9 protein-coding genes are annotated in these 12,483 nt (G+C 42.3%); 8 read left to right on the top strand and 1 reads right to left on the bottom strand.

Translation table 11 applies throughout. The annotated features are described in order from the left end of the window. Positions 1 to 34 precede the first annotated feature (34 nt). The 3 genes from AC4ME5_RS03035 (at position 35) to AC4ME5_RS03025 (ending at position 1,483) form a co-directional block, all read left to right on the top strand. Positions 35 to 547: a YiiX/YebB-like N1pC/P60 family cysteine hydrolase gene (locus tag AC4ME5_RS03035; RefSeq protein WP_491799837.1), complete on the top strand. Its 513-nt coding sequence runs from the start codon at positions 35 to 37 to the stop codon at positions 545 to 547. After that, the gene (locus tag AC4ME5_RS03030) at positions 531 to 1,181 is read left to right on the top strand and encodes a DUF1803 domain-containing protein (RefSeq protein ID WP_491799835.1); all 651 of its coding nucleotides are present in this window, start codon (positions 531 to 533) and stop codon (positions 1,179 to 1,181) included. The genes AC4ME5_RS03035 and AC4ME5_RS03030 overlap by 17 nt, the downstream gene beginning before the upstream one ends. Positions 1,182 to 1,282: 101 nt before the next feature. Further along, complete coding sequence (locus AC4ME5_RS03025; protein WP_000051185.1) at positions 1,283 to 1,483, top strand: CsbD family protein; 201 nt, start codon at positions 1,283 to 1,285, stop codon at positions 1,481 to 1,483. A gap of 36 nt (positions 1,484 to 1,519) precedes the next feature. Here AC4ME5_RS03025 and AC4ME5_RS03020 read toward each other — a convergent pair whose 3' ends face one another. Next, a complete protein-coding gene (locus AC4ME5_RS03020; protein ID WP_491799833.1) occupies positions 1,520 to 2,965 on the bottom strand; it encodes a UDP-N-acetylmuramoyl-L-alanyl-D-glutamate--L-lysine ligase in 1,446 nt (481 codons plus the stop codon). Positions 2,966 to 3,070: 105 nt separating this feature from the next. On the opposite strand from AC4ME5_RS03020, the gene AC4ME5_RS03015 reads away from it, so the two are divergent. From AC4ME5_RS03015 to AC4ME5_RS02995, 5 genes are all read left to right on the top strand, one after another. Then, on the top strand, positions 3,071 to 4,693 hold the full coding sequence (locus tag AC4ME5_RS03015) for a putative polysaccharide biosynthesis protein (protein WP_491799831.1): 1,623 nt from the start codon (positions 3,071 to 3,073) through the stop codon (positions 4,691 to 4,693). Between the two features lie 201 nt (positions 4,694 to 4,894). Continuing rightward, complete coding sequence (locus AC4ME5_RS03010) at positions 4,895 to 6,853, top strand: peptide ABC transporter substrate-binding protein (RefSeq protein WP_033584499.1); 1,959 nt, start codon at positions 4,895 to 4,897, stop codon at positions 6,851 to 6,853. Between the two features lie 145 nt (positions 6,854 to 6,998). Beyond that, positions 6,999 to 8,093 (top strand): cystathionine gamma-synthase, encoded by a 1,095-nt coding sequence (locus tag AC4ME5_RS03005; RefSeq protein ID WP_491799829.1) that lies wholly within the window; start codon positions 6,999 to 7,001, stop codon positions 8,091 to 8,093. A 7-nt stretch (positions 8,094 to 8,100) separates the two neighbouring features. After that, positions 8,101 to 9,267: a MalY/PatB family protein gene (locus AC4ME5_RS03000; RefSeq protein ID WP_491799827.1), complete on the top strand. Its 1,167-nt coding sequence runs from the start codon at positions 8,101 to 8,103 to the stop codon at positions 9,265 to 9,267. A gap of 92 nt (positions 9,268 to 9,359) precedes the next feature. Then, positions 9,360 to 12,455, top strand: a complete 3,096-nt coding sequence (locus tag AC4ME5_RS02995) for a pilus expression-regulating Snf2 family helicase (protein ID WP_491799825.1) — start codon at positions 9,360 to 9,362, stop codon at positions 12,453 to 12,455. The last annotated feature ends 28 nt before the right edge of the window (positions 12,456 to 12,483 follow it).

Genomic DNA, 12,483 nt, shown 5'->3' with positions numbered 1-12,483 from the left:
GGAGTTTCGGCTCCTTTTTTTCTAGGAGAGAAAGATGTTAGAAAATGGTGATTTGATTTTTGTGAAGGATCTTTCAGATATGGGGCAGGCCATCCAGGCTTCTACTAGAAACTATAGTCATGTAGCTATCTTTTTAGACGGTTTGATCTACCATGCTAGTGGGCGAGCAGGTGTCATCTGTCAAGAACTGGCTGAATTTTTTGAACCAACTCATCTCTACGATCTTTATGTCTATCAAGAGCTGGAAGCTGACTTGGTAAAGGAGAGAGCTAGCAAACATTTGGGTGCACCCTATAATGCCTCTTTTTATCCAGATGGATCAGGTTTTTACTGCTCCCAGTACATCGCTGAAATCCTACCGATTTTTGAAAGTATTCCGATGAAATTTGGGGATGGGGAGCAGGAGATTAGTGATTTCTGGAGGGAATATTACAGGAAACTCGAACTTCCTGTGCCTCTGAATCAACCAGGGACCAATCCCAGTCAGTTGGCAGCATCTCCTCTTTTAGAATGTAAAGAAAGGAATCTTCATGATTCAGATTTTTAATCCATCACGTTTGACGCGACAGCCATTTTTTGTAGGTTTGGTGGACTATCTAGACCAGCATGATGATGTAATCCTCCGAGAAATCAAGGCTCATTTTCCAGATGTGGCAGTTGATAAACTCATGGAAGAGTATATTAAGGCAGGCTTGATCCGAAGGGAAAACAAACGCTATTTTCTCAATCTCCCTTTTTTAGAATCTACGGATGATTTAGCCCTTGACCAAGAAATTTATATCAGAGAGGACAGTCCAGTCTATCAAGCCTTGCTGAAGAAGACTTTTGAGACAGAATTACGCAATCAAACCAATGCTGCCATTTTAGTCGAATCTACGGATTTTGCTAGAGAAAAGATGACCCTGTCGAATTATTTCTACAAGGTCAAGAATCAATATCCTTTGACGGAAGAACAGCAGAGACTGTATGAAATTTTAGGAGATGTCAATCCTGAGTATGCTCTCAAGTATATGACGACGTTTTTGCTCAAGTTACTCAAAAAGGAGCAGCTCATGCAGAAACGGCGTGATATCTTCGTTGAGAGTTTAGTCATCTTGGGTTATATTGTTCAAAACGAAGAAGGAAAGTATGAGTTGACTGTTGATTTTAACAAGGAACGGTTGACATTCTATTTGACTTAATTATTTGCTTTTGAGCAGATTGTTTGACTTTGCCAAAGAATAAGCATAAACTAAATGTAAGCGATAACCATTATCGTATTAAAAGCAAAGGAGACAGAGCTATGTCACTTGAAAATAAATTGGAACAAGCAACTGGTGCTATCAAAGAAGGATTTGGTAAAGTTACTGGCGATAGCAAAACAGAAGCAGAAGGTGCTGTAGAAAAAACAGTTGCCAAAGCAAAAGAAGTTGTTGAAGATGCTAAAGGTGCTGTAGAAGGTGCCGTTGAAGGTCTTAAAAACTCATTTAAGAAAGAAGACTAAAAAAATCAAGGGAAAACTTCCCTTGATTTTTTGATTTTATAGGTAACGTTCTGCGACAGCTGCGTCACCAGGGTAGGATTCTTTCACTCCATTGACGATTTGGTAGCAATCAGCACCCTTACCCGCAATAATCACGGCATCGAGTTCTTGGTTTGTAGTGGACATGGCTACTTTGATGGCTTGTTCGCGATCGGCAATCTTTTCAACAGGATGGCTGATATAGCTACTGATTTCCTCTGCAATCACCATAGGATCTTCATAGTTGGGATCATCCGCAGTTAGAAAAACTTGAATCTCAGGATGTTGATTGAGAAGGAGTCCAAAGTCTTTGCGACGACTCTCCCCCTTGTTTCCAGTCGAACCGAGAACCAGTGCAATCTTTCCAGTTTGATGAGTTTCAACCACATTGATGAGTTTTTTCAGACTGTCTCCATTGTGAGCATAGTCGATGAAGACCTTGGCTCCATTTTTCTGTGTGAGGACTTCCATACGTCCAGGAACTCGGGTTGCAGCGATTCCTTTTTTGATGTCCTCTAGACTGGCACCTAGACGAAGGCAGGCAAGTCCAGCTGCAACGGCGTTTTCTTGGTTAAAGAGACCAATGAGTTGGATGTCATAATCTCCAGCAAGTTTACCCGTAGCTGAAAAGCTAAAGGCTTTGGAGTTCTCGATTTGGTTGCTCGACTGGCTACCATAGAAGTCATGCTCTTGATCTTCCACTTGTTCTTTCAAGACAGAAAAGTGGTCCATGTCGCTGTTAATGACAACTGCTCGGCTATTTTCCATCAAGAGACGCTTGTGGTAGAAGTAGTCTTCAAAAGTTGGATGCTCAATTGGTCCAATATGGTCAGGACTGATATTGAGAAAGACTCCTACATCGAAAGTGAGGCCGTAGACTCGCTTAACCAGATAGGCTTGGCTGGAGACTTCCATGATGAGATGGGTTCTTCCGTTATGAACAGCTTGAGCCATCATATCAAAGAGATCGATACTTTCAGGAGTTGTGAGTGCAGACTTAAAGAAGGTCTTACCATCTAAGGTTGTATTCATAGTAGACAACATAGCAGGGCGATGATGTTGAGCCAAGATGTTATAGGCAAAATAGGCTGCAGTTGTCTTACCCTTGGTTCCTGTGAAGGCGAGAATTTTGAGTTTCTCTTGTGGATTACCATAAAATTCCATGGCAATCAAACTCATGGCTTTCTTAATGTCGTTCACGATAATAGCAGGAATACCGACCTCGTAGTCTTGCTCCGCTATATACCAATCCAGCCCTTGTGAGATAGCGGAGAGGAGGAATTCTTTTTTGAAAGAAGCTCCCTTAACAAAAAATAGGCTTCGCTCTTTAACTTTACGGCTGTCGTAACTGATGCTATCAAAATCGACATCACTGTAATTGTAGTAGTAGCTTCCCTGAACGATGATCTCACGGAAGAGACCATTTTTCTTTAAAATATCTAATACGGTTTCAATCTTAATCATACTTTCTATTGTAAACCGAAAGTCTGAATTTTACAAGTAACAAGGAAAAGTTTATAATGGAAGATAAGGAACTTTTCCTAGTTATCAAAATTGAATGAGGAAGCTATGTCTAACGAAAACAATCACCAGCAGGCCCAGATGTTGCGAGGAACTGCTTGGCTAACAGCTAGTAACTTTATTAGTCGCCTCCTTGGTGCTATCTATATTATTCCCTGGTATATCTGGATGGGGACTTATGCCGCTAAGGCAAATGGACTCTTTACTATGGGTTATAATATTTATGCTTGGTTCTTGCTGATTTCAACAGCGGGTATCCCAGTTGCGGTCGCTAAACAAGTAGCTAAATACAATACCATGCGAGAAGAAGAACACAGCTTTGCCTTGATTCGGAGTTTCCTAGGCTTTATGACTGGCTTGGGACTGGTCTTTGCCTTGGTCTTGTATCTCTTTTCTCCTTGGTTAGCAGATTTATCAGGTGTGGGGAAAGATTTGATACCCATCATGCAGAGCTTGGCGTGGGCGGTCTTGATTTTCCCGTCCATGAGTGTCATCCGAGGCTTCTTCCAAGGGATGAACAACCTGAAACCCTATGCTATGAGTCAAATCGCCGAGCAGGTCATTCGCGTCATCTGGATGTTGTTGGCGACCTTCTTCATTATGAAGATGGGTTCAGGTGACTACCTATCAGCCGTTACCCAATCGACCTTTGCGGCCTTTGTGGGGATGGTGGCAAGTTTTGCAGTCCTGATCTACTTCCTAGTCCAAGAAGGTTTGCTCAAAAGAGTATTTGAAACACGGGATAAGATCAATAGTAAGCGACTCTTAGTCGATACTATCAAGGAAGCCATTCCCTTTATCCTAACAGGATCAGCCATTCAGCTCTTCCAGATTTTAGACCAAATGACCTTTATCAATAGTATGAAGTGGTTTACTAACTATAGCAATGAAGACTTGGTTGTCATGTTTTCTTATTTCTCTGCCAATCCTAATAAAATCACCATGATTTTAATCTCTGTGGGAGTTTCCATTGGTAGTGTCGGCTTGCCGCTGTTGACGGAAAACTATGTAAAAGGCGACTTGCAGGCGGCGGCTCGCCTAGTCCAAGATAGCCTCACCATGCTCTTCTTATTTTTACTGCCGGCAACGGTTGGAGTGGTCATGGTAGGGGAGCCTCTTTATACAGTCTTTTACGGTAAGCCAGATAGTCTAGCCATGGGCTTATTTGTCTTTGCAGTTTTGCAGTCTACTATCCTAGGCTTGTATATGGTCTTGTCTCCTATGCTTCAGGCCATGTTCCGAAACCGAAAGGCAGTGCTTTACTTTGTCTATGGTTCTATTGCTAAGATAGTCTTGCAATTGCCAACCATTGCTATTTTCCACAGCTACGGTCCTTTGATTTCAACGACCATCGGACTAATCATTCCGAATGTCTTGATGTACCGAGACATCTGCCAGGTAACGGGTGCTCGTCGAAAGATTATCTTGAAGCGAACCATTTTGATTACCATCTTGACCCTTGTCATGTTTATCTTAGTTGGCTTCTTACAATGGCTACTCGGTTTTGTCTTCCAGCCAAGTGGACGTCTCTGGAGTTTCCTTTACGTAGCTCTCATCGGAGGGCTTGGAGGAGGTCTCTATGGTTTGATGAGCCTACGGACACGACTTTTAGACAAGATAATAGGTAAAGCCCAAGCGGACCGACTACGGACACGATTGAAAATATCGTAAGAAGATTTATAAATAAAAGCAATGAATTAACCTTTCTATAATAGAAAGGTTTTTATAGTACATTTTTCTTAAAAAAGGAGAACTTTTTCTAAAATTAAGAGTAGAAAAATCTGTTTTTTAAGTTTTTCTTCAGAAATCGCTTGACTAAATAAAACCAAAGCTGTATAATAAGACAAATCTTTAAAACAGGAGGTTCTGGAAATGAAAAAGTCTAAGGCCAAGTATCTGACACTTGCAAGTGTCGTGTTAAGCGCAGGTATCTTACTGAGCGCATGTGGAAACTCAACTAGTTCTTCTAAAACATATAACTATGTTTATTCGAGTGATCCATCTAGTTTGAACTATCTTGCAGAAAACCGTGCAACAACCAACGACATCGTTACTAATTTGGTAGATGGATTGATGGAAAATGACCAATACGGTAACTATGTTCCATCGTTGGCAGAGGATTGGACTGTTTCTCAGGACGGTTTGACCTATACTTACAAATTGCGTAAGGATGCAAAATGGTATACCTATGAGGGTGAAGAATACGCCCCTGTAACGGCCCAAGACTTTGTCACTGGGTTGAAATATGCTGCTGATAAAAAATCCGAAGCCTTGTACCTGGTTCAAGACTCTGTAGCAGGTTTGGATGACTATATCAACGGTAAAACAACTGACTTTTCAACTGTTGGTGTTAAGGCGATTGACGACCAAACAGTTCAGTACACTTTGACACGTCCAGAACCTTATTGGAATTCTAAGACAACCTCTACTATTCTCTTCCCAGTCAATGCTGATTTCTTGAAATCAAAAGGGGATGATTTTGGTAAGGTAGATCCTTCTAGTATTTTATACAGTGGACCATTCTTGATGAAATCCTTTGTTTCAAAATCTGTTATCGAATACAAGAAGAATCCAAATTACTGGGATGCTAAAAATGTCTTTGTGGATGATGTGAAATTGACTTACTATGATGGTAGTGACCAAGATGCCCTAGCTCGTAACTTTGTAGAAGGAGTCTACAGCTACGCGCGTCTCTATCCAAATAGCTCAAGCTTTGAAGGAATTAAAGAGAAGAACAAGGATAACATCATCTATAGTATGCAAAACGCAACTTCTTATTACTTGAACTTCAACTTGGACAGAAAATCTTATAACTTCACGTCTAAAACATCAGATATCGAAAAGAAATCAACCCAAGAAGCAGTTCTGAATAAAAACTTCCGTCAAGCCTTCAACTATGCTTATAACCGTACAGCCTATGGAGCACAATCTCAAGGGGAAGAAGGAGCAACAAAGATTATTCGTAACTTGGTTGTACCTCCAACATTTGTAAGTATCAACGGAAAAGACTTTGGCGATGTTGTTTCAGAAAAGATGGTCAACTATGGCCAAGAATGGCAAGGAATCAACTTTGCAGATGCGCAAGACCCATACTACAATCCTGACAAGGCTAAAGCTAAATTTGCAGAAGCTAAGAAAGAATTGGAAGCTAAGGGTGTGCAATTCCCAATCCACTTGGATGTATCTGTAGACCAATCAGCTAAAAAAGGTGTACTTGAAGCGAGCTCTTTGAAACAATCCATCGAATCTGTGCTAGGAGCTGAGAATGTTGTTATCGATATCCAACAATTATCGACAGATGACTACGATAATTCTAGCTACCTCGCTCAAACCGCAGCTCAAAAAGACTTTGATATCTATAATGGCGGTTGGAGTGCTGACTACTTGGATCCATCAAGCTATCTAGATATCCTAAATGTCAATAACGGTGGTATGTTGCAAAACCTTGGTCTAGAACCAGGTGAGGTCAATGACAAGGCTAAGGCGGTTGGTCTGGATACCTACACTCAAATGTTGGAAGAAGCTAATAAAGAGCAAGATCCAGCAAAACGTTATGAAAAATATGCTGAAATTCAAGCTTGGCTCGTTGATAGCGCCCTTGCAATTCCAAACGTTTCCCAAGGTGGAACACCTGGCTTGAGAAAGACAGTTCCATTCTCAGCGCCATTCTCACAAGCTGGAAATAAGGGTGTCGAATCATACAAGTACCTCAAGTTGCAAGATAAGACTGTAACGACTGATGAGTATGAAAAAGCTAAAGAAAAATGGCAGAAAGAAAAAGAAGAATCAAATAAAAAAGCGCAAGAAGAACTGGCAAAACACGTTAAATAACCAGTCTATTCAACAGGAAAAACGATAGTTTCTAAAGGAGCTATCGTTTTTATATAGTTTGAAACTATAACTAGCTCTTGAAAACAAGAAAATAAGTTAGTGAAAATAAGTGGTACAATAGTTACTATAGATTTGGAGGTATTGTATGAGCAGAGAACTACACATCAACACAATTTTGGCCCAGGCAGGGATCAAGTCAGATAAGGAAACAGGTGCCTTGGTAACGCCGCTTCATTTTTCAACCACTTATCAGCATCCAGAGTTCGGTCAGTCTACGGGATTTGACTATACCCGTACTAAAAACCCAACTCGTAGTAAGGCGGAGGAGGTTTTGGCTGCAATCGAATCAGCGGACTATGCCCTAGCAACGAGCTCAGGTATGGCTGCGATTGTACTGGCCTTTAGTGTCTTTCCAGTAGGAAGTAAAGTCTTGGCTGTTCGTGATCTGTATGGGGGTTCTTTCCGTTGGTTCAACCAAGTGGAGCAGGAAGGCCGGTTCCATTTTACCTATGCCAATACAGAGGAAGAATTGATTGCCGAATTAGAAAAGGATGTGGATGTTCTCTATATCGAAACGCCAACCAATCCATTGATGTTAGAATTTGATATTGCAAAACTAGCCAAACTAGCTCATGCCAAGGGTGCCAAGGTAGTGGTGGACAATACCTTCTACAGTCCGATTTACCAACGTCCGATTGAAGATGGTGCGGATATCGTTCTTCATTCAGCTACCAAGTATTTAGCAGGGCACAATGATGTCTTGGCTGGGGTAGTTGTGACTAATAGTTTAGAACTATATGAACAACTGTTCTACAATCTAAATACGACTGGTGCGGTCTTGTCGCCATTTGATAGTTATCAGTTGATTCGTGGTCTTAAAACTCTACCTCTTCGTATGGAGCGTTCTACAGCCAATGCCCAAGAAGTGGTTGCCTTTTTGAAGGATTCACCTGCTGTCAAGGAAGTGCTCTATACTGGACGTGGGGGTATGATTTCCTTTAAAGTAGTGGATGAAAAGCGTATTCCTCATATTTTAAATAGCCTCAAGGTATTCTCTTTTGCGGAAAGTTTGGGTGGGGTGGAGAGTCTGATCACCTATCCGACGACTCAGACTCATGCGGATATTCCAGCAGAAGTGCGCCATTCCTATGGTTTAACAGATGACCTCCTGCGCTTGTCAATTGGGATTGAAGATGCTAGAGATTTGATTGCGGACTTGCGCCAAGCTTTGGAAGGATAAGACAGATATGGGAAAATATGATTTTACAAGCCTGCCCAATCGTTTTGGACACCATACCTATAAATGGAAAGAGGCAGAAGCTGATCGCGATGTTCTACCAGCCTGGATAGCGGATATGGACTTTGTAGTCTTGCCTGAAGTTCGACAAGCTGTACAAGCCTACGCAGATCAGTTGGTCTATGGCTATACTTATGCAAGCGACGCTTTGATTGAGTCGGTTCAAGAATGGGAAGCCAGCCAACACGGTTATCACTTTGACAAAGATGCTCTCGTCTTTATCGAGGGAGTGGTGCCAGCTATTTCAACAGCCATTCAAGCCTTTACAAAAGAAGGAGAAGCTGTTCTGATTAACACACCGGTCTATCCACCGTTTGCCCGCAGTGTCAAACTGAACAATCGCCGATTGATTACCAATTCTTTGGTGGAAAAGAATGGTCTGTTTGAGATTGACTTTGACCAGTTGGAGAAGGATATGGTGGAAGAGGATGTGAAGCTTTATATCCTTTGCAATCCTCACAATCCTGGTGGACGTGTTTGGGAAAAGGAAGTGTTAGAAAAGATTGGTCATCTCTGCCAAAAACACGGTGTCTTGCTTGTTTCAGATGAGATTCACCAAGATTTGGCTCTCTTTGGTCACAAACACCAGTCTTTTAATACCATTGATCCAGCTTTTAAAGACTTTGCCCTTATCTTGAGCAGTGCCACTAAGACCTTTAATATTGCTGGGACCAAGAATTCCTATGCAGTTATTGAAAATCCAAAGCTTCGAGTTGCTTTCCAGAAACGCCAGTTGGCCAATAACCAGCATGAAATCTCAGGCTTGGGGTATTTAGCAACAGAAGCTGCCTACCGTTATGGCAAGGACTGGTTAGGAGAACTAAAAGAAGTCATCGAGGACCACATTAACTATGTAGTGGATGTTTTGGGCAACGAAACCAAGATTCAGGTCATGAAACCACAAGGTACCTACTTGATCTGGCTTGATTTTTCAGCCTATGACCTAACGGATGACCGCTTGCAAAAGCTTTTGAAGAATGAAGCCAAGGTCATCCTCAACCGAGGTTTGGACTTTGGAGAGGAGGGAACTCTTCATGCCCGCCTCAATGTAGCTATGCCGAAGTCAGTATTGGAAGAGGTTTGTCAACGCATCGTGACCACTTTTGCTACACTTTAAAAATCCAGCCTTCTAGGAGAAAAGTCTTCCTAGAAGGCTATTTTCATAGGGGAAAATGTGGTATAATGAAAAGATAAGATAAAGGGGTAACTATGGCTAAATTGATTCCAGGAAAGTTGCGCATGGAGGGTGTTACTCTCTATGAGGCAGGCAACATTGAGATTATCAAGGAAAAAGGGAATCGCCTCTATACTCGTGTGGCGGGAGAAGACTTGCGCTACAGTTTAGAGGATGATCTGGTTTTTTGTGCTTGTGATTTTTTCCAAAAAAGAGGTTACTGTGTTCACCTCGCAGCGCTCGAGCATTATCTGAAGAATGATGAGGAAGGCCAGGTGATTCTACAAGCCTTAGAAAAAGGACATGAAGAGCAAGAAGAGGTCGAAACCAAGGTTAGTTTTGGTGGTAGTTTTTTGGAGCGTATTCAACCTCGGAAGAGAGAGAAAATCTACACTTTGTCGGCTCAAGGCCAGGTGGAAGCTGGAACCAATCGCCTCCTTTGGACTCTCCGAATCGGTTTAGTTGATAGTCAAAAATATTATGTCATTCGTGACATCCCTCTCTTTTTGAAGGTTTTAGTCCATCGAAAGCCATATATGATTGGGAAACACTATGAAAATGACTTGTCTTGGGATGCTTTTGATACAGCTAGTCAAGATGTCCTTACTTTTTTATGTGGCTTGATTGAGGAGGGACTGAGCCAAGACCTCTTTTTCCCCAATCAAGGTCGTCACCTCTTTTTCCCTCTGACCTTTTTTGAGCAGGGTGTGGAGTTGCTGATGACCTTGGAGGATTTTCATTTTGAGCACCAGATTACTAGTTATGAAAATCTTCTCTTTCATGATTTAGATCCCGATGCGAAACTGTTCTCTTTTTCTGTTCAGGAGTATCCCGATTATTTTGAGATGGAGATTTCTGAAAGTGAGCGAGTCAACGTATTTTATGGGGGAGCGGTTCTCTTTCATAAGGGGAATCTTTATCTATTAAACCCTAAACAAATCAGCCTACTAAAGGAACTCAAGGAGCTCCCTCAGGAGGAAAGAGGGAGGAAATGCCTCCAATTTGATAACAGTGATCGTGACCGCTTGGCAGCCTGTTTGCCTTTGTTTGGACAGCTGGGCACAGTTTCTGCTCCTGAGCGCTTGCAAATCAGATCCTTTTCACCAATCTTTTACTTTGATAGGGAGGATGACGGTCGCATTCGTTTGGATATCCAGTTTGACTATGGAGATCTTAAGGTGACTAGTCAGCAACAGCTGGAACAATTACCATTTTCAAGCGATGCCGTCTTGGAAAACCAGCTATTTCAAGTCTGTTTAGGAGCTGGTTTTGAGGCTGATTTTCAGTCTTGGAGACAGGCTTTGAAGCCAGAGGCAGTTTATTCTTTCTTTCACCATACGATTCCAGCTTTTGAGAAATTGGGGTTGGTTTTCTTGTCTGATGAAATGAATCAGCTATACAGTGTCCAAGCTCCTCAGGTTCAGATTAAGTCCAAGGGAGGACTGTTGGAGATTCAGTTTGATTTCCAAGGGATTGCCCAAGAAGAGATTGATCAAGCTCTCAAAGCACTGACTAGCAATCAGGATTTCTATATCAGTTCTTCTGACCAAGTATACTTTTTTGATGAGGAAACCAAGCAGATTCGTCAAAATTTACAGGAACTGGGGGTTGAGCTAAAAGATGGTTCTTTTCAAGCGCGAAAATCTCTGGCTTATAGCCTTTCTCAGCTTTTTGAAGGTCGAGACAGGATCTCCTTCTCAGAGGAATTTCAGCATTTAGCTCATGATTTGACCCATCCAGAGGATTTTTCTTTGGGAGATATACGGGTGCAGGCGAGTTTGAGAGACTATCAGGAAAAGGGTGTCCGTTGGCTTCAGATGCTTCATCACTATGGCTTTGGTGGCATTCTGGCAGATGATATGGGACTGGGAAAAACACTGCAAACTATTGCTTTTTTAACTAGTCAGGTGACCAAAGATAGTCGGGTCTTGATTTTAGCGCCGTCAGGTTTGATCTACAATTGGGCAGATGAATTCAGAAAATTTGTCCCACAGTTAGATTTGGCTGTCGTTCATGGTTTGAAAGCGAATCGAGAAGCGATTCTTTCTGAAAATCACCAAATCTATGTAACTAGCTATGCTACCTTTCGTCAAGACAGCGAGCTTTATCAAGAGATGGCTTTTGATTTTCTCTTCTTAGATGAAGCCCAGGTCATGAAAAATGCTCAAACCAAGATTGCTCAGAGTTTGCGCCAGTTTGTGGTACCAGCAGTCTTTGCTTTGTCAGGTACGCCCATCGAAAACCACTTAGGAGAGTTGTGGTCTATCTTTCAAATTGTGCTTCCGGGGCTCTTGCCAAGTAAAAAGGAGTTTATGAAATTACCGGCTGACCGAGTCGCGCAGTTTATCAAGCCCTTCGTCATGAGGCGTAAGAAAGAAGAAGTCCTAACAGAGCTGCCTGACCTGATCGAAGTCGTCTATAAAAATGAACTGGAAGACCAGCAGAAGGCCATCTATCTAGCCCAGTTGCAACAGATGCGAGACCGCCTAGCGCAAGTGACAGATCAAGAATTCCAGAGAAGTCGGGTAGAAATCTTATCTGGCCTCATGCGATTGCGCCAGATTTGCGATACGCCAGCTCTCTTCATGGACGATTACCAGGGAGCCAGTGGTAAACTCGATAGCCTTCGAGATTTATTGCTACAAGTGGCAGATGGTGGGCATCGGGTCTTGATTTTCTCTCAATTTAAAGGAATGTTGGAAAAAATCGAGCAAGAGCTCCCAAATTTGGGCTTGACTTCCTTCAAAATTACGGGCTCAACTCCTGCTCAAGACCGACAAGAGATGAGCAAAATATTTAATCAAGGGGAAAGGGATATCTTTCTCATCTCCCTTAAGGCGGGGGGTGTCGGTCTCAATCTGACAGGAGCTGACACCGTCATCCTAGTGGACCTCTGGTGGAATCCTGCTGTCGAGGCTCAGGCTATCGGACGCGCTCACCGAATGGGACAGGAGCGGAAGGTAGAGGTTTACCGTTTGATTACTAGAGGAACCATTGAAGAAAAGATTCAAGAACTCCAAGAACAGAAGAAACACCTGGTTTCCCAAGTTTTAGATGGGACGGAATCGCGTGCGAGTCTTAGTCTGGCAGAAATTCGAGAAATTTTAGGGATTTCTGAAGCCAGCACTTGAAAAATCAAGACAATACGCTATAATGAAG

The organism is Streptococcus sp. A69 (assembly GCF_058556195.1).
This window is presented reverse-complemented; position numbering and strand designations above follow the sequence as displayed.